A 22433-nucleotide genomic window follows, 5' to 3' on the forward strand; every position below is an offset into this window, starting at 1 on the left:
CTCTCGCCGTGCGCCCACTTGGGGAGCGCTCGGCCGCCGGGCGCTCCCCCGCGGTCCGCTCAGACCCGGCCGGCCAGGATCCCGCGCAACCGCTTCGCCTCGGTGACCGCGCGGGAGCTCCCCTTCCGGTCGGCCAGCGCGTCCAGCCCCGCGATCGACACCGACCGTGTGCCGCCGCCGCCCGCGGCGCTCTCCGCGGCCACCGCCAGCGCGTCCGCGAGGCCCGTGGTCCTGGTACCGGCGAGCAGGTCGGGCAGGAAGCCGCTCAGCACGCCCCACACCGCCTCGCCCGCGCCGGCCCGGGAGGCCTCGCGCAACGAGGCGACCACGCGTGTGGTCTTCAGACCCCGGGTACGAACCGCCTCGCCGATGTCGCGGCCCAACGCGGGGGTGTCCCACGCGTCGCCCCTGGCGGCCAGGGTGACCAGCGCGTCCACCGCGGCGGTACGGTCCTCGGCCGCCTGTGCGCCCAGCGCGTAGGCCAGCGCGAGCGACATGCCCGATCCCAGCGGCCCGTGCGACTCGGCCAGCGCGGGCAGGATCTCCGCGCCTCGGCAGGTCCCGTCGATCCCGCGCTGGGTGCGGATCGCCAGGTGCGCGCCGAGCACGTCCCGGTCCCTCGGCAACACGAGCGGCCAGCAGTGCAGGTCCGGCTCGGTGGCCTCGGACCACCCCGGCTCGCGGGCGGCGGCACCCGGGTCGGAGAGGTCGTACACGGGCAGCGCGCTCTCGGGCACCGTGCCCTCCGGCCGTGTGTCGGGGTCGCCGGGGGCGATCAGCGCCAGCGGGCCGTCGAAGTGCACCCAGCCCCGGTCCCGATAGGAGAACTCGCGGTGGATCCGGTCGAAGCGCCGACGCTCGACGAACCCGGCCGGCGGGCCGCCCGCGGCCAGCACCCGGGCCACCCGCAGGCCGGCGGGCGAGGTGAGCCGGCCGGCCCGGGCGAGCACCGCGGGATCGATCTCGGCGGGCAGCCGCAGCAGTGCCTGGTCGACGTCACGCCGCCAGGGGCTGTGCCCGGACGCCTCGTACCGTTCCAGGCCCGCCACGAGCGCCTCAGGGGCCACGAAGCCGGTCGCGTCGGCGATCTCGGCCAGGTGCGGGCCGCCGCGCGGCGTCCGCAGCCGGGTGCCCACCTCGTACAGGCGCGCGAGCAGGAAGCGCTGCACCGGTTCGAGCCGCTCCACGTCCACCCTGGAGCCGGGGATCAGGTCGTGGTCGGAGGCCTCGGTGCCCTTGCCGAACAGGCTGCGGAACCAGCCGGATCGGGAGCCGCCGTAGCCGGTGGCGGCGGCCACCATCGCGCCGACCGCGCCCTGTACCTGATGGATGAACCACTGTTGTTCGACGATGTGCGCGTGCCGCTCGGTGAGCGGAAGCAGCGCGGTTCGCAACGCCTCGCGGTCGCGGGCGTGTTCGCGCAGCATCGCGGAGACGATCCGCTCCACCGCGAGCGGGTCGGTGTTGCGGCCGCGCGGGCTCACCCACGGGTTGGCGGTGCGGGCGAACATCACCGCGAGTTCCTCGACCAGTTCCTGGAGCGAACCGATCGGCGGCGGCAACTCGCGCACCGGCGGCGGCACGAGGACGAACACCGGGTCGGGCGCCGCGGCGGCGCTCTCGCCGATCAGCGCCGCCGCCTCCGGGCGCAACGCGTCGCCCAACAGCGGCAGTTGTTCGCGCACCTCGTCGCGCACGAGGGCGGCCTGGTCGGCCGGGAGCTTGCCGACGTGTTTGGTGATCAGCGCCAGCGCGCGCTCCTGGAGGTCGACGGCGACCGATCCGAAAGCGGTGCCCGCGGTGGCCAGCAGCAGGCCGGCGTGGTCCGGGTGGCGCTTGATCGCCTGGCCCAGCCAGGTGAGTTGGGTGCGGACGAGCTTCTTCTCGGTGCGAAAGAGCACGCTCCGGGCCGCCTCGGCGACGCGCTCCGGGTCCAGTCGGCCCGCCGCGTCCAGTCGACGCAGCACTTCCTGGGCCATGCCCGCCACCGGCGACGGCGCGTCCGGAAGCAACCGTAGATAGGAGTCGACGCGGGCGGCGAGCTCGTCGTCGGTGGGCGCCATCGCGTCGTGCACGCGAACGAAGGCGCGCAGTGAGCCCGGGCGTTCGCCACGCAGCAGGCGCGAGACGCAGCCGTCCAGCACGGTGTCCCGCTCGATCACCTTCGCGTCGGCGAGCTCGGCCAGGGTCGCACCCCAGCCCGCGAACCCGGTCCGGCTCCAGGACTCGTGGTTCTCCAGGAGTTGTCCGATGCCGGGGACCTCGAACAGCGCCGGCAGCAGGTCGGTGAAGTAGGGGTCGGCGCGCAGCCGTTCGGCGAGCGTGGGTCCGGTGCCGAAGGTCTCCCGACCCACCTTGTCCACCCAGCGGATCACGAATCCGGCCGTGGTCGGCGTGGGCAGGCCGCTGCCGCGCACCAGGGCGTCCACCACGTCCCAGTGGTTGCCCCAGGTGTCCACCGGCATCTTCGCGGCGAGCCGGTTGACGATGTCCGGTATCCAGGCCGGGTCGCGCTCGGCCAACAGCGTGTGCACGGCCTGTTCGCCGGTGTCCGGGCCCGAGGGCCAGATCATCTCCTCGCGGAAGAGCCACTGGGCGATCCCGGCGGGTCCACCCAGGCACGCCACGCCCACGTAGCGCAGCGTGCGCAGGCCGCGCGAGGAGGCCCGGAGCGAGCGGACCGCCTCCTTGTATCGCGGCACCAGCTTGCGGCGCTCGGCCTCGGTGCGCCCGGCGAACAGGGCCACGATCGGCGCCGAAGCCCCGCCCGCACGGTCCTGTTCGACCAGGGCCGCCTCGACCAGGGCCCAGGTGAGCGGCTCGCGGGCCTGTGGTGCGGCGCCGGTCGTCGGCTCCGTCCCGGTCGTCGGCGCGGTCCCCGTCATCGGCTCGGTCCCCGTCATCGGTTCGCCTCCTGCGGTGCGGGCGCCGTCGCGGTCGGGTCGGTGTGCGCCCGCCCGCGCACGATCTGCGTGGCGAGCAGATGCTTGCAGGGTCCGCGGCCGCCCCGGTATTCGGCCCACCAGCGACACGTGCAACTGCCCGCCCCGGCCAACCGCAGCCCGTAGGTGTACTCGCCGCTGCGCACGGTGGCGCTCTCCCCGGTCCCGGTCAGCGTCACGGCGCCCGCCGCGACCAACGCGTGCGCGTCCCGCAGCCGCGGGTTCATCCGCTCCACGCTGCCGGTGTCGTAGGGCAGCTCGCGGTGGTAGTAGGCCGCCTCCGCGACGTCGTAGCCGATCCGGCCGCCGGTGCCCAGGCGGACCAGCGCGGCCCGCACCCGCTCGATGTCGAGCCCGGATCGCGCGGCCAACTCGCCGATCTCGACCCGGGGTTCCCAGGCCAACAGGGCCGAGATCAGGTCGGCGTCCGCGGCGCCGGAGTCGGCGGCCAGGCCGGTGAGCACCGCGCCCTCACCGGAGAAGCCCCGAGCCGGGTCCGGGGACAGCGTCAAGGTCAGTCGCATGCCCGGCAGTTCGATCTCCCACGCGGACGACACCGCGCTGCTGCGCGCGTGCACCGCGGGTCCGTACACGCGGAGTGCGCGGGCGTGTCGCAGCAGCCGGGTGAGCGCCTGGAGCCGGTCCGGTCCGGGCAGGCACACCGCGCCCGGCAGCGGGCGGGCGGTCAGCCGCAGCGAACGCCCGGCCGGGACCGCCCACAGCGCCTGCCGGGCGCCGCGCGGCAGCGCCCGCAGGAAGCGCACCGCCTCGCCCGCCGCGAGTTCGGCGCGCAGGTCGAACCCGCCCGAGATCACCTGGACTTCGGCGAATCCGCGCAGCCAGCGCTCGGGCAGCGGGACCTTCTTCTCCACGACCGGCCCGTCGAAGGTGGTCACCGTCACGTCGTCGGGCCCGACCGCCAGGTGCAGCGGATCCGCGCCGCCGACCTTCGCGAGCGCCTCGCGCAGCGGCGCGTTGACGTCCACGTTGGTGGTGCCGGTGCCGAACATCTCGCCGTCGATGCCCGCGGGCAGTACGTCCAGGCGCGCGTGCACGCCGCAACACGCCGAGAACGACTCGAAGCGGAGCCGATCGCCGTTTCCGGTGACCACCGGGTCGAGCAGACCCGGGCGCATCGGTTGGTAGTAGCGCGCCGCCGCGACGTCGGCGACCGCGAGCAGCCCGCCCGCCGCCGCCTCGGGCGCGGTCAGGAAGCCGTCGAAGAAGCGCGGGAAGGGGGTCAGGCCGTGCGAACTCAGGCCGCCGCAGGTCTGCAGGCCCAGCGAGCGTTCGCCGTCGACGGCGGCCAGCTCGGACGATCGCAGATAGGTGAAGGAGTGCACCGGGGAGGACATGTGGAAACCGTAGACACCGCGTCCGACAGCGGGAGTCGACGCCGCGGCGCGCCGTCGCGGGCGCCGACACCGCCCGGACGGCCGTACTTTCACCGCGCCTTCGGGGCCCGGTCCCGGAGCCCTCGTGGGCGGTCCGGCGCGCCGCGCGCGCGTGCCTCGCGGGTCACCCGCACGGCGGCGGATGCGGCACGTGTCACGGATCGCGCGCGGAGCGTGCGTATCGGGCCGTTCGTTCGTCGGAAACATCCGGATTACCGGGCAGTAGAGGGGGATTCGCGGTGCCGCGGCATCGATTAGGTGGTATCACCTGTGCGAGCATGGGCGGCTGGGGCCCGGGGCCCGAACGTGACAAGCCGAACTGCGGCACACGGACGACTCGGGTGGGTGGTGGCACATCGTCAAGAGAGTGCTGTTGTAACCATGATCCGAGGACGCGTGGCAACGCGCCGGCATACTATGCGCTGGTCCATTCAGCCGGAGGTAGCAGATGCCCGCAACGCAGCCGGGGAGCGGCTCGACGGTTCGCCGTATTCTCCTCGGTTCCCAGCTTCGCCGTCTGCGCGAAGCGAAGGGGATTTCGCGGGAGGAGGCCGGTTACGAGATCCGGGCCTCCGAATCCAAGATCAGTCGAATGGAACTGGGGCGCGTCAGCTTCAAGGAGCGCGACGTGGCTGATCTCCTCACGATGTACGGCGTGGGCGACGAGACCGAGCGGGCCGCGCTCCTCGGCCTCGCGGCGGAGGCCAACGCCCAGGGCTGGTGGCACAACTACAACGACATCCTGCCGAGTTGGTTCCAGGTCTACGTGGGCCTGGAGGAGGCCGCCTCGGTGATCCGCACCTACGAGGTGCAGTTCGTGCCCGGCCTGCTCCAGACCCCGGAGTACGCGCGGGCCGTGGTGATCGCCGGGCAGCCGTCCGCGTCGGCGGCCGAGGTGGACCGGCGGGTGGGCCTGCGGATGCAGCGCCAGTCGATCCTGTACCGCGACAAGCCGCCCAGGCTGTGGGTCGTGCTGGACGAGGCGGCCCTGCGGCGCCCGATCGGCGGTCGGGACGTGATGCGCGATCAGGTCCGGCACCTGATCGAGATGGCCGCCCTGCCGAACGTCACGATCCAGATCATGCCGTTCCGGTTCGGCGCGCACGCCGCCGAGGGCGGCCCGTTCCTGTTGCTGCGGTTCCCGGAGAGCGACCTGCCGGACGTGGTCTACCTGGAACAGCTCACGAGCGCGCTGTATCTGGACAAGCGCGACGAGGTCGACGCGTACACCGAGGTCATGGACCGGCTGAGCGTGGACGGCATGCCGCCGGACAAGAGTGTGGACCTGCTGCAGCGAATCCTTAAGGAGAACTGAGGGTTCCGCTTGTGAACGCCCTCGGGCGGCCCACCCGGGCGGAGCGTCCCGGGCGGGTTCTCACGCCAGCAGGTTGTCGAAGTCCCCGTCCTTGACCCCGAGGATGAGCGCCTCGATCTCGGCGCGCGTATAGATCAGCGCCGGCCCGTCGGGGTGGCGCGAATTGCGGACCGCGACGTCGCCGTCCGGCAGTGCCGCCATTTCGACGCAATTGCCTTGCGAGTTGCTGCGGCGACTCTTCTGCCAGGTGACCCCGTCGAGCGCGGTCGCCGATACCCCGTTGTGCGTTGCCTGCATGACGCTTCTCCTGGACCTCTCGCCGAGCGACCCGACGGCGGTCGCCCGCCCCCCGGTTGCGGCACGTGTCGTTCCTTCGTCCCGGTCCGTCGCAATTTCTTCCAGAACCGGTCCGACTTACGCATGCACGTGCATCTGACCATGCATATGCAGCGTACAACGGTGATGATAGCGCAGCCCGACTTCACTCACACGGGAGGGCTCATGCATTCCTCAAGGTTTCAAAGGAAGTGTAAAAGCTGCTTAAGCGGTGAGGGACGAAACGGGCGTAAGAATGCAGAAAACCCGTCGAAGGATCGACGGGTAAACGCTTGGCGCCCTAATTCGGTTGCCGCTTCCGAATGTGAATTAGAACTCTCCACAAAGCTGCAACGCGATCTCGCAACGCAATGCGGTTCGCATGCTGCGGAACGTGTTTGTCAGGCCGGTATCTCGAACATCGCCCAGACGACCTTTCCGGTGCGTCGACCCATGCCGTCGAGCGGGAACCAGCCCCACGAATCACTGAAACAGCCGACCAGGTACAGGCCCCGCCCGGACTCCTCGTCCTCGCCGCCGGCCTGGGTCTCCGGGAGGCTCTCACCGGGATCCTGGACCGCGCACATGACGCGCTCGCCCTTGCGCAGGAGCGCGAGTTGGATGTTGTGCGCCACGTCGGTCGCGTCGTCGCGGCCGGCGCCCAGTCCGTGGCACAGCGCGTTGGTGACGAGCTCGGACACGACCAGGGCGAGGTCGTCCTCGAGGCAGGCGGCGCCCCAGCCGGCGAGCACCGACTGGGTGAAGTCACGAGCGGCCTTGACCGACTCGCGACGCGCGGCGAGGGCTTGTATCGCGATATCGGATGTTGGGCCCATATCCCCGGCCAGAGGCTCCATCCACTGAAACGTCGACGTCCGGAACCCTGCGGGACTCGCGACGGTCATCCGTGCCTCCGAGCGGGTACTGGTCCCCGGCCTGTTGGGAACGCCGCCAGAGGACTCGCCTCACAGAGCGTCCATGCACATGCGCGTGCACATGCACACACTTCATTATGAGGATGCCGACCCCAACTGCAAGACCGGATGCACGTGCATCGACGATTTCTGCGTCTGCACCACGCCGATGCACGTGCATTTCGATCGACCAACGATCACTTTCCGTCCGGATCCCGGACATATCAGTGAACCGGTCTTTTCCCGCTTTTGGTCCTACCCAGGGAATAATCCGGACAATCTACGCGCACGGTGGTCGGCCCGCTCCCGACCGTGCGCGCCGGGTGGTCAGACCGACGCGCCCGAGGGCTGCCTCGGCGCGCCCGCGCTCGGCTCCTCGGAGCCGGTCCCGCGCCCTGTGAACTGGATCACCATTGCCGAACCGGCAAGCAGGAACACCGCCAGACCCGGGCCGAACAGCAGCCACGGCATGACCGACACCTCGGTGTCCTTGTCCGGGATGCTGTCCGCGTTCTCGAAGGTGTCGATGTTCGCCCCGATGTTCTCCACGAGCGCGTCGAACTTGGCCAGGATGCGATCGGTCTCCACCAGCCCCTTGCCGACCTTGGGGTACTGGGTGGCCAGCTCGGCGGTGAACTGCGGCACCGGCTTGCGCAGCAGCGCGGCCATCGACGGGATCGACTTGGTCTTCATCCCGACCGCCATCTTGCCCAGCGTGTCCAGGTCGTTGTGCGCCTGCTGGTATCCGGCGTCGGTGAAGGTCGGCCGGAACGCGGTGAACATCTTCTCGGACGCCTTGGTCTTGCCGATCACGCCGGTGGCGAAGACACCGATCACCATGCCGAGTCCGACCACCGCCGCGAGCGCCAGACACACCGTGCTCAGCACGACCCTGGTGCCGACGAAGGAGAACAGCAGACCACCCGCGCCGACCACGAGCAGCACGATGCCCGGGATCAGATAGAGGTACGTGACCGCCGTGTTGGGCGCGTGGGCCGTCGGAATGTCGTCGGCCTGGCGGAAGTTCCCGGCCTGCGCCTCCATCGTGCCCGCGAGCTTGTTGAACCGCGGCATGATCGTGGGCAGTTCCTTGAGGCCCTTGCCGACCTCGGGAGCGGTGACCCCCATCAGGTTGATCAACGCCGGCGTGGTGATCCCGGCCTGGCTCGCGAGACCGGGCAGCGTCTCCGCCTGGAGCTGCGCGAGCATCTCGTTCATCGTGACCAGGTCGGTCCGGCTCTGCGCGATCGCGGCCGGGGTGAAGGCGGGGCGGAAGTCATTGGTCAGATCGTCGACAGCCTGCGTCTTCTTCGGCAGGCCGGCGGCCAGCGGGAAGATGATCAGGGCCGCACCCAGCAGGGCGATCAGCACCAGCGCCACGTGGCGGTATGCACGCACAGCGGGTTCTCCCTTCGCTTTCCGTTATTCCTCGGATCGTATGGGTGATCATCGCGATCACCGGGGACCCGCACGGCGGAAAGCAACTGTTCTCGTTGTTTGTCACTCGGGCAGCCGATCTTCGCAAAGAGCAACCCGCCAGTCAGCTACTGGCAAGTAATGTCATGGGATCGAGATCTCCGGCACATCGGTCACTTCGGCCGACGACGCCATGGATCGGTGTACCGCCAGGGGCTAGCGTGCGCTCGCCGGCTCGTGCGAGCGGCGAGGTGTGAACGGAGGTCGCCGGTGGATCTTGAACCGACGGAGGATCAAAAGGCGGTACGGGCCGCTTTTTCGGAGTTCTTCACGGACCGATGCCCGATTTCCGTGGTCCGTGCGGCCGAGCCGCTGGGATTCGCGGCCGACCTGTGGCGACGATTGGCCGCGATGGGCGCGCCCGGGATGGCGCTGCCCGAACGGGTCGGCGGCGGCGGGGCCGGCCGGCTGGATCTGACCCTGGTGTTGCACGAGGCCGGCCGGGTGCTGGCGCCGGTGCCGCTCGGCGGCCACCTGGCCGCGTCCCGGCTGCTGCTCGACACGCCGTGGTGCGCGGAGGCGGCCGAGGGCACGGTGATCGCGGCGCCCGCGCTGCGGCCCGCCGTGGACGGTGTGGCCCGCCTGGTGCCCGGCGGCGCGGTCGCGCACGTCGTGGTGGCCCTGGACGAGGACGAACTGGTCGCCGTCCGCGGCGAGCCGCCGATGACCGCCCCGGTCAACCACGCCTGCGCCCCGCTGGCCGACCGGTACGTGCGCGACGACCGGGGCGGGCGGGTGGTGCTGGCGACCGGCGAGGAGGCCGCGCGGCGCTACGCGGCCCTGCGCCGCGAGTGGCAGTTGTATACGGCGGCCACGCTGGCCGGACTGGCCGAGCGCGCGTTGGAGATCGCCGTGGCGTACACGCTGGAGCGCGAGCAGTTCGGCAAGCCGATCGGCGCGTTCCAGGCGGTCCAGCAGGGGTTGGCCGATCTGGTCGGGCCGCTGGACGGGATCCGGCTGCTGGCCGCGCGCGCGGCGTGGTGCGCCGACGAGGGAGATCCGGCCGAGGCCGCCCGGCTCGCCACGATGGCGTTCCTGGCCGCGACCGACGTGGCGCGCACCACGACCTATCGCGCGGTGCACTTCCACGGCGGATACGGGGTGACCCTCGAATACGACATCCAGCTCTACTTCCGGCGGGCCCGCGGCTGGCCACTGGTCCTGGGTGATCCGGACGAGGAGTACCAGCGCCTGGCCGACGACCTCTTCGGACCCGTGGGGAGCCTCTGATGGACTTCGAGCCCAAGGAATCGGTCGAGGCGTTCCGCCGGTGGATCCGGGCGTTCGTCGCGGAACACCTGACCGAGGAGATGATCGAGCGGGCCCGGCGCACCGGCACCTTCCACGACTGGGAGTTCCATCGCGCGCTGGCCGCGACCGGGGTGATCGCCGAGGGCATGGCCGGGCCCGGGCGCAGCACCGGTCGCGATCCGTTGGAGTTGTACGTCTTCTTCGACGAACTGGGGCTGGCCGACGCGCCGTTCTTCGGACTGGCCAACACGATGCTGGTGGCGGGCATCGTCGAGCAGATCGGCAGCGCGTTCCACCTGGCCGAGGTGCTGCCCCGGTTCCACCGCGGCGAGGCGATCGCGGCGCTGGGCTACAGCGAGCCGGGTTCGGGATCGGACGTGGCGGCGGCGGCCACCCGCGCGGAACGCATCCTGGGACACCCCGAGGACGAGCCGGTGTGGCTGGTGAACGGTCAGAAGATGTTCACCACGCTCGTGCACGAGGCCGGCTACGTGATCCTGCTGACCCGCACCGACCCGGACGTGGCCAAGCATCGCGGTCTGACCATGTTCCTGGTGCCGATGGACCTGCCGGGGATCTCCTTCCAGCCGGTGGAGACGATGGGCGGGGACCGCACCAACATCACCTACTTCACCGACGTCAAGGTGCCGGACCGCTGGCGGCTCGGCGAGGTCGACGGCGGGTGGGGCGTGATGAAGGTGGCGCTGGCCTACGAGCGCGGCGTGTTCGGCAACATGAACCAGGGCGTGTCGCTGCTGCGGCGGTTCACCCGGTGGGCGGCGGATACCGGGGCGATGGACGACACCTCGGTGCGCAAGCGGCTCGCGCGGATCGCGATCGACAACGAGATCACCGCGCTGCTCGCGTTGCGCCCGGCGCTGATCGCGAGCGCGGGCGGGTTGCCGACCACCGAGGGGTCGATCGCCAAGCTGTACGCGAGCGAGTCGTACAACCGCGCCGCCGAGGCGTGCCTGGACATGGCCGGGCCCGAGGGGCTGCTCGGCGAACCGGGGGACGCGTGGTTCGTCGACCACGCCGCGCGGGACGCTCCGGTGACCACCATCTACGGCGGGACGAGCGAGATCCAGCGCAACAACATCGCCGAGCATCGCCTGGGGCTGCCCCGGGCCCGGTAGCGGACCGGTCGGCGCCACCCGGGCAGCGGGTCACCCGGTGGCGCCGACCGGTGACGCGCTGCCCGGTGTTTACGGATATGGCGGGCACGGATGGCGGGCGGCCGAACGGGTGGCCGGATCACCGGCCGCTTCATGGCAGACTTCGGCACCGTTCACACCGGTGAGCGAAACGGAGTTTCAGCCATGCGGCCGCTGCACGACGAGGACCCTTCGAACATTGGCGCCTACCGATTGGTGGGCCGCCTCGGTGAAGGGACCACGGCTCGGACCTATCTGGGCGCCGCGCCCGACGACGCCCCCGTCGTCGTGCGGGTGATCCGGGCCGACCTCGGGCGTGATCCGGCGTTCCGGGCCCGATTCGGCGAAGAAGTGGACGCCGCGCGGCGGTTGGCGGGCCCCGGCACGGCGATGATCCTGGACGCCGACATCACCGGCCGTCAGCTCTGGTACGCCACCACCCACCTCGCGGGCCCGACGCTGGCCGAGACGGTCCGCCGGCACGGTCCGCTGCCCGGCCATTCGCTGCGCGTACTCGCCGGTGAACTGGCCGGGCTGCTGGGCCGGTTGCACGCGGTCGGGCTGTATCACGGGCGGCTCGACCCCGGTGCGGTGCTGCTCGCCCCGGACGGCCCCCTGCTGCCGCAACTGGGGATCGCACACGGGTCGACCGGCTCGTCGGTGACCGCCGACGGCGTGGTGATCGGCACCGTGCTCGACTCCCCCGGTTTCCGTTCGCCCGAGCAGGTACGGGATCTGACGGTGGGTCCGCCGACCGACGTGTTCTCGCTCGGGTCCGTGCTCGCGTTCGCCGCGACCGGCACCGGGCCCTTCGACCACGCCGGCGCGGGTTCCGCCGCCGACCGGGTCGCCGAGGGCGAGCCCGAACTCGGCGACGTACCGGCGTCGTTGCGCAACCTGATCGCCGCCTGTCTGGTCAAGGACCCGACTCGACGCCCCGGCCCCGAGGAGGTGGTCCGGGTCGCGGCCGGGACCCCGGGGCCGACCTGGCTGCCCTCGGCGACCGCCGCGTGGGTGGCCGAACGGGTGGCCAACCCGTGGGAGCCGCCCGAGCCGATGCCCGGCAGCGAGCCGTACGCGGCGGGCACCGTACCCGCCCCGCCGCCCGGCAGCGAGCCCGAGCCCGCTGTGCCCGCCGAGCCCGAGCCCGCGCCGGCCGAGATGCCGACCCCCTCGGCGGCGCCCGGCACACCCGAGCCCGCTGCGCCGCCCACCCGGGAGCAGCCGCCTGTCCGCACCCGCCGGGCCGGCTCCCGGGCCAAGTCCCGCCGCGGTTTCCTGGCGGTCGCGGCCGGCGCCGCCGTGGTCGGCGGCGGGGCGGCGGCCTGGGCGCTGAGCCGGGGCGGCGACTCGTCGCCCAAGGCCGCGCCGAAGCAGCCGGTGCCGCCGCCGAGTCCGGCCCGCTCGTCCGGCCCGAGCGCGCCCGCCGCGGTCCAGGAACTCACCGTCTGGACCACCGAGAACCTGCTGCCCGCCGCGATGCTCGGCGATCTGGGACTGGAGTTCGGCAAGAGCGGTTCCGGGGTGCGCCTGAGCAGCCGGCTCCAGCCGAGGGCCGGCTACACCCAGACCCTGGAGCAGGCGCTGCGCGCCGGTCGCGGGCCCGACGTGTTCGAGTTGGACCTGCTCGCGTTGGCCCGGTTCAAGGCGGCCGACCTGATCATGGACCTGACTCCGCATCAGAGCCGGTTGGACGCCGGCACCTGGTTCCCCGCCGTGCGCGCCTCGGCCACCTCCGCGGGCCGGCTGATGGCGCTGCCGCTGGCCGCGAACGTGCCGGTGGTGCTGTACGACAAGGGGCTGTTCCAGGCCGGGCAGGTGGGGGTGCCCACCGACCGGGTGACCTGGGTCGCGGACCTGGAGAAGCTGCGCCTGGCCAACGCGACCAACCCCGACTACCGGGCGCTGTACGTACCCGGTGGGGCCTGGCCGGTCCTGGCCTCGTGCGTGTGGGAGGACGACGGCACGATCGCGGTCCAGGAGGGCGACGCGTGGCGCGGCACGCTCGACCTGCCGGGCTCGGTCGAGGGGGCCAGGTTCTTCCGGCACCTGCAGTCCTACGCCGCGGACGCGACCGGTGTGGGCAACGACGACCCGGCCGTCGCGGCCCGGGTCGCCAAGGGCAACATCGCGTCCGCGATCGCCGATTCCACGCTCTACGACGCGGTGGTGGCGGCGAATCCGGCGCTGCGCGCGGTGCTGGGCGCGTTCCCGATCCCGGGCCGGACCGCCGGCAAGCCGGCCGCGGTCGGGGTGCGCGGCACGGTGCTCGCGGTGAACGCCGCCAGCCTGTTCAAGGAGGCCGCGATCGATCTGCTGGCGCTGGTGGCCACCGAGCGCTGGCGCGCGCGGATCGCGGCCCAGGGCCGGTTGGTGCCGGTGCGCACCGGCCTGGACCGGTCCGTGCCGCCGGACAACCCGATGATCCCGGCCTCGGTCGCGGCGCTGCCCGTGGGCGGGCGGGCGTATCCGGGGGCTCCCGGGTGGTCCGAGCGCCCGTTGGCCGAATTGTCCCGGCAGACGCTGGCCGGCAGTGATCCGCTGGCCGGCGCGGCGGCGGCGAACGGCATCGTGGCCCGCGAGTTCGGTGTGGCACCGGCCTGACGGATCTCCCGGACGGTTCCCTGCGGATCCCCCCGGGGGGCCCGACGGCCCCCCGGGGGATCCCGATGGATCTCCCGGCGGTGACGGAGAGTGCCCGCCCTAGGGTTTGCGCACGCCCCCTGTCCCGCAACCCGGAGGAGCCGCACCGTGCCGTCGTGGAACGACGACCCGCAGGCGTCATCGCAGGACGACCCGTCGGCCAACCCACCCCCTCGGCCCACGTACGCGCCGACGGCCGTGCCACAGCCCCCGCAACACCAGCAGCCCCAGCAGCCCCAACATCCGCAGTACCCGCAGCACCCGGGCGGCCCGCCGCCGCAATACCCCGCCGGCCCGCCGCCGCAGTACCCGAACATGCCGCCGCCGGGTTGGGGGCCCGCTCCGCCGCCGCCCGGCGGCGGTTCGTCCCGACGCAAGGTGATCGTGGCCGGCTCGGTCGCGGCGGCCGTCGCGGCCGTCGGCGGTGTCGCCGCGTGGTTGCTCACCCGCGACGACGGCAAGACGGCCGCGCCGCCGGGGCCCGACCCGACCTCCGGGCCGCCGGCTCCCCCGGCCCCGCCGGCCACCGCGGGGCCGCCCACCGCCGAGAGCGGCCCGTACACCCTCACGCTGTGGCTGGAGAAGCTGCTCACCCCGGGTGTCGACCAGGCCCGGACGAACGCGGACCTGGCCGCCGCCCTGCTCAAGGCGGATCCGTACGGGACCGCCCGGGCCGAGGTCCACGACACCATCGACGCCCGAAGGCTGGACACCGCGATCGCGGCGGGCAGCGGTCCCGACGTCTTCCAGGCGCAGACCCTGGGCCTGGCCCGTCGGGTCCGACGCGGTGATCTGCTCGACCTGACGCCGTACGCCGCCCGGTTGAACGTCGACGCCTGGCATCCCGCGGCCCGGGCCGCGTGCACGTTCGACGGCAAGCTGTACGCGCTGCCGATGGACGTGTACGCGCCGGTGGTGGTCTACGACAAACGGCTGTGCGACCCGGCCGGGTTCGTGGTGCCGCGCACCCGCGACGAGTGGCTCGCCCAACTCGACAGGATCAAGGCCCATCACGCGGGCAACCCGAACATCGAGGCCCTGCACCTGGCCGGCAAGGCCTGGCAGACGCTCGCGGCCTGCCTGTTCGAGGACGGTTGCGAGATAGCCGTAGCCGCGAACGAGCGCTGGACGGGCCGGCTGGGCAGTCCGGCCGGCCGTGCGGGGGTCGCCTTCTTCCAGCGGCTCCAGGCGTACTCCACCGCGGCCAAGAACGCCGAGGAGTTCCAGGACCCGGCGGGCTCGATCACCGCCGTGCTCGGGAGCGGCCGGGCGGCGATGATGATCCAGCCCGACTGGGTCTTCCCGTCCGTGCTGCGCACCGCGCCCGAGACGGCGCGCAACCTGGCCGCCTTCCCGATGCCCGGCCGCGACCCGGGCCGGCCCGGAGCGGTCGGCGTGTGGGGCGGAGTACTGGCCGTGTCCGCGAAGACCGCGCATCCGGCGGGGGCGGTCAACCTGCTCCGGGTGCTCGCCTCGGCGACCTGGCAGGAGCGCTGGGCGAACGAGAACGAGATGCCGCCCGCGCTGGCCGGCCTGACCACCACGTCGGGCACGGCGAACCCGATGCGGGCGGCCACCGTGGCCGCGCTGGCGCAGGGGCGGAACTATCCGCAGGCGCCCGGCTGGTCGTCCGCCCCGCTCAAGACCCTCGCCGAGGACGTGCTGGCGAAGGGGGTCGACCCGGACACGGCGGGCCGGCGCGCGGACGCGATGATCGCCGCCACGTACGACAAGGACCTTCAGGTCTGATCGCGCGTCGGGCCCACGAGTCGCCCCGACCGTACGCGGCGCCCGACGCTCGATCGGAGCGTCGGGCGCCGGCCGGTCCGACCGCGCCGTCACCCACACGGCGCAAGAAATCCTCAAGCGTAAGCCCGCCGCGGCCACCCGCGGCGGGCTTCCCGGATTACCCACCCTCCGCATTCGAGCCGCCGCATACCGTCGGGTACTTCCCCTTTCGGGTGACCGGCGGTTTCCGGATTCGGCAGTACATGTCCGGCCGCCGGGTCGCTCTCCGAGCACACGAGGATGCGGTCCGCCATGTCCGGAAGTCCCGATCCCTCCCGGGCCGATCTGCTCCGCGGCAGCCTCCGGGCCGTCGCCCCCACCGCGCACGATCTGGTCTCGCACTTCTACGCCCTGCTGTTCCTGCAACGCCCCGATCTGCGCGACCTGTTCCCGCCGGCCATGAACCTGCAGCGCGACCGCCTGCTCGCCGCGCTGTTGCGATTGGGCGCGGGCGGCGACGAGCCGCACGAGTTGCGCCGCTTCCTGCGCCAGTTGGGCCGGGACCACCGCAAGTACGGGGTCCTCGACGAGCACTACGACGCGGTCGGCAGCGCGCTGATCGGCGCGCTGGCCCGCTACCTGGGCACCCGCTGGACGTCCGAGCTCCAGGCCGCCTGGCTGGAGATGTACACGTGGGCGGCGGAGGTGATGATCGAGGCCGCCGCCGACGACGCCGAGGAGGCGCCGCCCTGGTGGGACGCGGTGATCACCGCACACGAGCCGCGCGGGCGGGACATCGCGGTGCTCACCGTCCAGCCGGATCACCCGCTGCCCTACCACCCGGGCCAACACGTCACGGTGGAGACGCCGTGGTGGCCGAGGATATGGCGGCACTACTCGATCGCGAACGCCCCGCGCGTGGACGGCCGACTCGAACTGCACGTGCGCGCGGTGCCCGCCGGCTGGGTGAGCAACGCGCTGGTACACCGTGCCCGGGTCGGCGACCACATCCGCCTGGGCCCCGCGCGCGGCGGTCTGGTGTTGCGCGGCGAGACCCTGCGCCGCACGTTGTGCGTGGCCTCAGGAACCGGTCTGGCGCCGATCAAGGCGCTGGTCCAGCACATGGCGCAGCGTCAGTTGGCGAACCGCGCCCACGTGTTCATCGGCGCGAAGTACGGGGTGGACCTGTACGACCTGAACGCGCTGTCCGCGATGGCGGAGGTGTACCCGTGGCTGAACGTGATCCCCGCGGTCACCCACGACCGCTCGTTCGCCGGCGATCAGGGCGCGCTGCCGGACGTGCTGGCCCGGTACGGCCACTGGCACGACCACGACGTGTTCGTCAGCGGATCCGCGGCCATGGTCCGGGCCACCACCCACCGGCTGACCGGCGAACTGGGGGTGGCGCCGCAGCGGCTGCACACCGAGAGCCTGGACGAGATCGCCCAGGGGTCCCGGCTGCTCCAGGGCTGCTGAGCTGCGGACACGCGGCGGTGAGGGCGTAACGTACGGACGACAGGGTCGTGTCGAAACGGCCGGTTTCGAGCAGCAGGAGCGCCCGCATGGTGAGCAAGCCGCCCGTGGACGACATCGGGGACGAGGGCTTGGTGGTCGGCCCGCCGAAGGAGTACGCGGCCGGTCTGCCGGCCGTCGCCTGGTCGCTGCGCCATGCCGGTCGCCAGATGGGGGTGCGACGGAGCCTGCTGACCCTGGTACAGGTCAACCAGAAGCAAGGCTTCGACTGTCCCGGGTGCGCGTGGCCGGAACCGGAGCACCGCAGCGTCGCCGAATTCTGCGAGAACGGCGCGAAGGCGGTCGCCGAGGAGGCCACCGTGCGCCTGGTGGGCGCGGACTTCTTCGCCGCGCACCCGGTCGCCGAGCTGGCCGGGAAGTCGGACTACTGGCTGGGCCAGCAGGGCCGGCTGACCGAGCCGATGTACCTCGCCGAGGGCGCCTCGCACTACGCGCCCATCTCGTGGGAGGACGCCTTCAAAGTGGTCGCCGAGGAGTTGGCGGCGCTGGACTCGCCGGATCAGGCGGCGTTCTACACGTCGGGGCGCACCAGCAACGAGGCCGCGTTCGTGTACCAGTTGTTCGTGCGCGCGTTCGGCACGAACAACCTGCCGGACTGCTCCAACATGTGCCACGAGTCGAGCGGCTCGGCGCTGACCCAGACGCTCGGCGTGGGCAAGGGCAGCGTGTCGCTGGAGGATCTGTATCAGGCGGATCTGATCTTCGTGGTGGGCCAGAACCCGGGCACCAACCATCCCCGGATGTTGTCCGCGCTGGAGAAGGCCAAGCAGGCCGGCGCCTCGATCGTGGCGGTGAACCCGTTGCCCGAGGCCGGGCTGCTGCGGTTCAAGAATCCGCAGAAGGTCACCGGCGTACTCGGTTCGGGCACACAGTTGACCGACGAGTTCGCGCAGATCCGGGTGAACGGCGACCTCGCGCTGTTCCGGGCCCTGAACCGGCTGCTCCTGGAGGCCGAGGACGCCGCGCCGGGCAGCGTGCTCGATCGCGCGTTCATCGACGAATACACGCACGGCTTCGATGAGTTCGCGGCGGACGTGCGGACCACGCCGTGGGACGACGTGCTGGAGGCGACCGGACTGACCCGCGAGGGGATCGAGCGCATCCATCGGCGCGTGCTCGACTCGCGGCGGATCGTGGTGTGTTGGGCGATGGGCCTGACCCAGCACAAGAACTCCGTGCCGACCATCCGCGAGGTGGTCAACTTCCTGCTCCTGCGCGGCAATGTGGGCCGGCCGGGCGCGGGGGTGTGTCCGGTGCGCGGGCACAGCAACGTGCAGGGCGACCGGACGATGGGCATCTACGAGAAGCCCTCGACGGCGTTCCTGGACGCGTTGGAGAAGGAGTTCGGCTTCGCCCCGCCGCGCGCGCACGGGCACGACGTGGTGGACGCGATCCGGGCGATGCGCGACGACGCGGTGCGGGTGTTCGTCGCGGTGGGCGGCAACTTCGTCTCCGCGACGCCCGACACGGCGGCCACCGAGGCCGCGTTGCGGGCGACCCGGCTCACCGTCCAGGTGTCCACCAAGCTCAACCGCTCGCACGCGGTCACCGGGCGGCGGGCGCTGATCCTGCCCACCCTCGGTCGCACCGAGCGGGACCAGTTCGTCACCGTCGAGGACTCGATGAGCGCGGTGCACATGTCGCGGGGCAAGCTGCCGCCGGCCTCCGCGCACCTGCGCTCCGAGGTGGCGATCGTGTGCGGGCTGGCCGAACGTGTGCTCGGCGAGCGGGTATCGGTGCCCTGGCGCGACTTCGCCCGCGACTACGACCTGATCCGGGACCGGATCGAGCGGGTGATCCCGGGCTTCACCGACTTCAACCGCCGGGTGCGCGAGCCCGGCGGGTTCGTCCTGCCGCACGGCCCGCGCGACGAGCGCAGGTTCCCGACCACGACCGGCAAGGCCAACTTCTCCCGCAACGACCTCGCGGTGCTGCGGGTGCCGGCGGGCCGGTTGATCCTGCAGACGGTGCGCTCGCACGACCAGTACAACACCACGATCTACGGCCTCGACGACCGCTATCGCGGGATCAGGCAGGGTCGCCGGGTGGTCTTCGTGAACCCGGCCGACCTGCTCGAACTCGGCATCGCGGACGGCTCCTCGGTCGATCTGGTCAGCGAGTGGCAGGACGGCACCGAACGGCGCGCGCCGTCGTTCAGGGTGGTGTCCTACGACACCGCGGCGGGCTGCTGCGCGGCCTACTTCCCGGAGACCAATGTGCTGGTGCCGCTGGACAGCACGGCGGACGAGAGCAACACACCGACCTCGAAGTCGATCGTGGTCCGGCTGGAGCCGCATACGCACTGAGCCGGGCCGTGCTCGAACGAGCGCCGGGCGGACCCGGGTCCGCCCGGCGTTCGCCGGTGCCCCGCCGGCTATCCCTGGAAGCGGGCCGCGAGCACGGCCGCCAGTCGGCGGGAGGCGAAGCCGGTGCCGTGCACGAAGCGGACCACCGGGCCGAACGTGGCGGCCGCGGGCGGGCCGCTGACGTACAGGCCCGGCACGGTCGTCTCGAACGCGGCGTCCAGTGCGGGCAGTCCGGCCACCGTTGCGATCCGCCGCCGCACGTGCGGCGCGAGGAAGCCCAACGCGGCGAGGTCTACCCGATAGCCGGTCGCCGCGAGCACGTGGTCGGCGTGCACCTCGCGCTGGTATCCGGTGCGGTCCCGAAGCAACATCCGTGCCCGTCCGTCCGGCTCGCGGCGGGCCCCGACGACCGTCTGCGCGTCCCGGACCGGGACCCGCCCGTCCAGGCGGTCCCGCAGCCACCACGCGGCCGAGGGCCCCAGGATGCGCCGGGCCAGGTCGACCCGCACACACGCGGGCAACAGCCGGAACGCGGCCGGCCCGCGCGCCGCGGCGGCCACCGACCACCCCTGGCCCAGCGGCGAGTCCGGGGTCAGCCGCCGGATCCGCCCCGGCACGGGCGGTGTGCCGAACCGCACCCGGTCGGCCCGGCCGAACACCCGCACCCGCGCGGCGCCGCCCTCGTGCAGCAAGGCCGCGCTCTCCAGCGCCGATTGGCCCGAGCCGATCACCACGATGTCCCGGTCCGCGCCCAGTTCGGCCAGGTCCGGGTGCTCGGCGGGGTGCGAGACCAGGTCGGTGCCCAGGCGTTCGAGCACGGGCGGCACGTAGCGATGCGCGGCGAGCCCGGTGGCCAGCACGACCGCGTCCACCTCGACCTCGGTGTCGTCCTCGCGGCCGAGCACGAAGCCGTTCCCGGCCGGCTCGACGCCGGTGATCCGCACCCGCTCCACGTCCGGCACGAGGCGATCGGCGAACCACCGACCATAGGCCGCGAAGGTCTCGCGCGGCACCGGCTGATCCCCGGTGGACGGCCGCTCGCCCCGGGCACGTTGGAAGGCGGCCAGGCCGAATCCGGGTCCGGGCGCGGAGATCGAGGACGCGTCGGGTCGGGATTTGAGCAGCATCCCGGCCGGCATGTGTCGCCGCCAACTCTCCATGGGTTCGCCGAACACTCGGGTGGTGACCCCGAGTCGGCGCAGGTGGGCGGCGAGCGAGAGGCCGTAGGGGCCGGCTCCGACGATGGCGACGGTCATGACGATGTCCTTCGGTGTTCGATATTCGGTCTTCGGCGTTTGTTCTTCGGTGTTCGGTGTTCGGTGTTCGGCCGGTGCTCGGTGCTCGGTGCTCGATGTCCCGTACGAATTGTTGGCTTATCCGGTGAAAAGTCGGTTCGCGCTGCTAGAAAGGTCCGGACGGGGAGGCGACGACATGGGCGGGCGAGGGGTCGAGCTGGATCGTTCGGTGCCGGCGCTGCTGTTCAAGGTCGGCCGCTATCCGCTGCACCAGGGTTCGGTGGGCGCGGTGCGCTCGCTCGGCCGCGCGGGGGTGGCGGTGCACGCCGTGGTCGAGGACGCGTTCACCCCGACCGCGCTCTCCCGGCATCTGCGCGCGCGGCATGTGTGGCCCACGACCGGCCTGGAGGACCCGGTGGCACTGGTCGACCGGTTGTTGTGGATCGGACGCCGATTGCCCGCCCGCGCGGTGCTGGTGCCCACCGACGACGAGGCCGCGCTGCTCGCCGCCGGCGCGCAGGACCGGCTCGCGGAGTGCTTCCTGCTGCCGAAGGTCGACCCGGAGCTGCCCGCCGACCTGGCGGACAAGCGCGGGCTGTACCGGCGCTGCCTGGAGCACGAGGTTCCCGCTCCGGACACCCGCTTCCCCGCCGATCGCGAGCAACTTCTCTTCCATGCAAGAGAGTTGGGGTACCCGGTGGTGGTCAAGAACCTGGCGCCGTGGGATCGGCTGCGCGCCCCGGTGGTGCCCGGCACCACCCTCGTGCGCGGCGAGCGCGCCCTGCTCGCGTCGGTCGGCGCGCCGCGCGGGGTGCTGTTGCAGGCGTATGTGCCGCGCGAGAGCGCGCAGGACTGGATCGTGCACCTGTACGCCGCGCCCGACGGCGGGTGCGCGCCGGTGTTCACCGGTCTCAAGCTGCGCTCCTGGCCGCCGCACGCGGGAGTGACCACGTACGCACGGGCGTTGGCCAACCCGGGGCTGGCGCGCCGTTCCGCCCGTCTGTGTCGGGCGATCGGCTATCGCGGGCCGGCCGACCTGGACTGGCGGCTGGACCTGCGCGACGGGCGGTACAAGCTGGTCGACTTCAATCCGCGCGTGGGCGCCCAGTTCCGCATGTTCGAGACCGATCGCGGGTTGGACGTGGTGCGCGCGCTGCATCTGGACCTGACCGGACGCGCGATCCCGACGGGAGTCCAGCGCGAGGGCCGGCGCTACGTCGCGGAGCATCTCGACATCGCGGCGTGGGTGGCCTACCGGGGCCGGGTCGGGGTGGCCCGGCAGCCCGGATACCCGCCGGTCCGGGGCGGTCTGGAACCCGCGTGGCTGGCCTGGGACGATCCGCTGCCCGCCGCCGCGACGGCGGTCCGCGCGCTGGCCGCGGCCGTACGCCGGTGCGGGCGCTGAGGGCGTCGGATGCCGACGATGCGGTCGCGAGCGACGCGGCGGGCCCGGCGGGCACTCGCGCCGGCGCTGGCGGCCGTGCTGCTCGCGGCCTGCGGGTCCGGTCCGCCCGCCGGACGCCGGCTGTTGTTCGCCGAGGACTTCACCGGCTCCGCGTTGGCCGCCGGGCGCTGGGTGACCTGCTATGACTGGAACGTGGACGGCTGCACCAACGCGGGCAACCGCGAACAGCAGTGGTACCGGCCCGAACAGGTGCGCGTCGGCGGCGGCCAGGCGGTGCTGACCGCGGTGCGCCGGCCCACACGCGGCGCGGACGGCACCGTGTACCCGTGGGCCTCGGGCATGTTGTCCACCGGGCGGCCGAGTTGGAACGGTCGGCCGCGCTTCACCTTCACCTACGGTCGGGTCGAGGCCGAGCTGTCGATGCCGCGCGAGCCGAACTCGTTCCCGGCGTTCTGGCTGATGCCCGCCTCCCGGTACACGCCGCCCGAGCTGGACGTGGTCGAACTGATCGGGCTCGACGGCCGGGCCCGGTCCACGGTGCACTGGCGGGGTGCGGACGGTCGCCCCGACGCGTGGGTGCACGAGTCGCCCGCGCGCGACTGGTCCGGCCGCTTCCACCACTTCGCGCTCGACTGGACGCCGGAGCGGCTGACCTGGTGGATCGACGGTGAGCAGGTGTTCACGGTGACCGATCCGGCACGGGTGCCCGACGAGCCGATGGAGGTGCTGTTCACGCTCGCGATGGGCTACCCGGACCCGGTGCCCGACCACGTGCGCACCGCCGAGTTGCGAATCCGGTCGGTACGGGTGTGGGCGCGCTGA

At 72.4% G+C, this 22433-nt stretch carries 15 protein-coding genes; 9 read left to right on the forward strand and 6 right to left on the reverse strand.

Annotated elements, in window-relative coordinates; genetic code table 11:
• Nucleotides 1–59: 59 nt before the first annotated feature.
• Nucleotides 60–2903: a hypothetical protein gene (locus ACWCPW_RS01360; RefSeq protein ID WP_449759514.1), complete on the reverse strand. Its 2844-nt coding sequence runs from the start codon at nucleotides 2901–2903 to the stop codon at nucleotides 60–62.
• A complete protein-coding gene (locus ACWCPW_RS01365; protein WP_449759515.1) occupies nucleotides 2900–4297 on the reverse strand; it encodes an SWIM zinc finger family protein in 1398 nt (465 codons plus the stop codon). The genes ACWCPW_RS01360 and ACWCPW_RS01365 overlap by 4 nt, the downstream gene beginning before the upstream one ends.
• A 487-nt stretch (nucleotides 4298–4784) precedes the next feature.
• Here ACWCPW_RS01365 and ACWCPW_RS01370 point away from each other — a divergent pair, with 487 nt between their 5' ends.
• The gene (locus tag ACWCPW_RS01370) at nucleotides 4785–5651 is read left to right on the forward strand and encodes a helix-turn-helix domain-containing protein (protein WP_026219056.1); all 867 of its coding nucleotides are present in this window, start codon (nucleotides 4785–4787) and stop codon (nucleotides 5649–5651) included.
• Nucleotides 5652–5711: 60 nt separating this feature from the next.
• Here ACWCPW_RS01370 and ACWCPW_RS01375 read toward each other — a convergent pair whose 3' ends face one another.
• The 3 genes from ACWCPW_RS01375 to ACWCPW_RS01385 form a co-directional block, all read right to left on the reverse strand.
• Nucleotides 5712–5948, reverse strand: a complete 237-nt coding sequence (locus ACWCPW_RS01375) for a DUF397 domain-containing protein (RefSeq protein WP_020554482.1) — start codon at nucleotides 5946–5948, stop codon at nucleotides 5712–5714.
• 419 nt (nucleotides 5949–6367) lie between these two features.
• Complete coding sequence (locus tag ACWCPW_RS01380; RefSeq protein WP_402238949.1) at nucleotides 6368–6823, reverse strand: ATP-binding protein; 456 nt, start codon at nucleotides 6821–6823, stop codon at nucleotides 6368–6370.
• A gap of 384 nt (nucleotides 6824–7207) precedes the next feature.
• The gene (locus ACWCPW_RS01385) at nucleotides 7208–8278 is read right to left on the reverse strand and encodes a hypothetical protein (RefSeq protein ID WP_449759516.1); all 1071 of its coding nucleotides are present in this window, start codon (nucleotides 8276–8278) and stop codon (nucleotides 7208–7210) included.
• Between the two features lie 288 nt (nucleotides 8279–8566).
• Here ACWCPW_RS01385 and ACWCPW_RS01390 point away from each other — a divergent pair, with 288 nt between their 5' ends.
• The 6 genes from ACWCPW_RS01390 (at nucleotide 8567) to ACWCPW_RS01415 (ending at nucleotide 18971) form a co-directional block, all read left to right on the forward strand.
• Nucleotides 8567–9586, forward strand: coding sequence for an acyl-CoA dehydrogenase family protein (locus ACWCPW_RS01390; protein WP_449759517.1), 1020 nt, complete (start codon nucleotides 8567–8569; stop codon nucleotides 9584–9586).
• Nucleotides 9586–10743, forward strand: coding sequence for an acyl-CoA dehydrogenase family protein (locus ACWCPW_RS01395; protein ID WP_449759518.1), 1158 nt, complete (start codon nucleotides 9586–9588; stop codon nucleotides 10741–10743). Before ACWCPW_RS01390 ends, ACWCPW_RS01395 begins: the two co-directional genes overlap by 1 nt.
• A 183-nt stretch (nucleotides 10744–10926) precedes the next feature.
• A complete protein-coding gene (locus tag ACWCPW_RS01400) occupies nucleotides 10927–13365 on the forward strand; it encodes a serine/threonine-protein kinase (RefSeq protein WP_449759519.1) in 2439 nt (812 codons plus the stop codon).
• 147 nt (nucleotides 13366–13512) lie between these two features.
• Nucleotides 13513–15153, forward strand: coding sequence for an extracellular solute-binding protein (locus ACWCPW_RS01405; RefSeq protein WP_449759520.1), 1641 nt, complete (start codon nucleotides 13513–13515; stop codon nucleotides 15151–15153).
• Between the two features lie 291 nt (nucleotides 15154–15444).
• Entirely contained in the window at nucleotides 15445–16608 is a 1164-nt protein-coding gene (locus ACWCPW_RS01410; RefSeq protein ID WP_449759521.1) for an FAD-binding oxidoreductase, read from the forward strand.
• An 86-nt stretch (nucleotides 16609–16694) separates the two neighbouring features.
• Nucleotides 16695–18971 carry an FdhF/YdeP family oxidoreductase gene (locus ACWCPW_RS01415; protein ID WP_449759522.1) on the forward strand — a complete coding sequence of 759 codons (2277 nt, stop codon included), beginning with the start codon at nucleotides 16695–16697 and terminating at the stop codon, nucleotides 18969–18971.
• 68 nt (nucleotides 18972–19039) lie between these two features.
• Here ACWCPW_RS01415 and ACWCPW_RS01420 read toward each other — a convergent pair whose 3' ends face one another.
• Nucleotides 19040–20227 carry an FAD-dependent oxidoreductase gene (locus ACWCPW_RS01420; protein ID WP_449759523.1) on the reverse strand — a complete coding sequence of 396 codons (1188 nt, stop codon included), beginning with the start codon at nucleotides 20225–20227 and terminating at the stop codon, nucleotides 19040–19042.
• 175 nt (nucleotides 20228–20402) lie between these two features.
• Here ACWCPW_RS01420 and ACWCPW_RS01425 point away from each other — a divergent pair, with 175 nt between their 5' ends.
• Both ACWCPW_RS01425 and ACWCPW_RS01430 read left to right on the forward strand, forming a co-directional pair.
• Nucleotides 20403–21611, forward strand: coding sequence for a carboxylate--amine ligase (locus tag ACWCPW_RS01425; RefSeq protein WP_449759524.1), 1209 nt, complete (start codon nucleotides 20403–20405; stop codon nucleotides 21609–21611).
• An 18-nt stretch (nucleotides 21612–21629) separates the two neighbouring features.
• A complete protein-coding gene (locus tag ACWCPW_RS01430) occupies nucleotides 21630–22433 on the forward strand; it encodes a glycoside hydrolase family 16 protein (RefSeq protein ID WP_449759525.1) in 804 nt (267 codons plus the stop codon).

It is taken from the genome of Embleya sp. NPDC001921 (genome assembly GCF_053594475.1).

Coding starts and splice junctions, on each gene's coding strand:
- ACWCPW_RS01365 (WP_449759515.1), bottom strand. CDS start 4,297: ATGTCCTCCCCGGTGCACTCCTTCACCTATCTGCGATCGTCCGAGCTG.
- ACWCPW_RS01410 (WP_449759521.1), top strand. CDS start 15,445: ATGTCCGGAAGTCCCGATCCCTCCCGGGCCGATCTGCTCCGCGGCAGC.
- ACWCPW_RS01415 (WP_449759522.1), top strand. CDS start 16,695: ATGGTGAGCAAGCCGCCCGTGGACGACATCGGGGACGAGGGCTTGGTG.
- ACWCPW_RS01395 (WP_449759518.1), top strand. CDS start 9,586: ATGGACTTCGAGCCCAAGGAATCGGTCGAGGCGTTCCGCCGGTGGATC.
- ACWCPW_RS01420 (WP_449759523.1), bottom strand. CDS start 20,227: ATGACCGTCGCCATCGTCGGAGCCGGCCCCTACGGCCTCTCGCTCGCC.
- ACWCPW_RS01430 (WP_449759525.1), top strand. CDS start 21,630: ATGCGGTCGCGAGCGACGCGGCGGGCCCGGCGGGCACTCGCGCCGGCG.
- ACWCPW_RS01400 (WP_449759519.1), top strand. CDS start 10,927: ATGCGGCCGCTGCACGACGAGGACCCTTCGAACATTGGCGCCTACCGA.
- ACWCPW_RS01375 (WP_020554482.1), bottom strand. CDS start 5,948: ATGCAGGCAACGCACAACGGGGTATCGGCGACCGCGCTCGACGGGGTC.
- ACWCPW_RS01380 (WP_402238949.1), bottom strand. CDS start 6,823: ATGGAGCCTCTGGCCGGGGATATGGGCCCAACATCCGATATCGCGATA.
- ACWCPW_RS01425 (WP_449759524.1), top strand. CDS start 20,403: ATGGGCGGGCGAGGGGTCGAGCTGGATCGTTCGGTGCCGGCGCTGCTG.
- ACWCPW_RS01370 (WP_026219056.1), top strand. CDS start 4,785: ATGCCCGCAACGCAGCCGGGGAGCGGCTCGACGGTTCGCCGTATTCTC.
- ACWCPW_RS01360 (WP_449759514.1), bottom strand. CDS start 2,903: ATGACGGGGACCGAGCCGATGACGGGGACCGCGCCGACGACCGGGACG.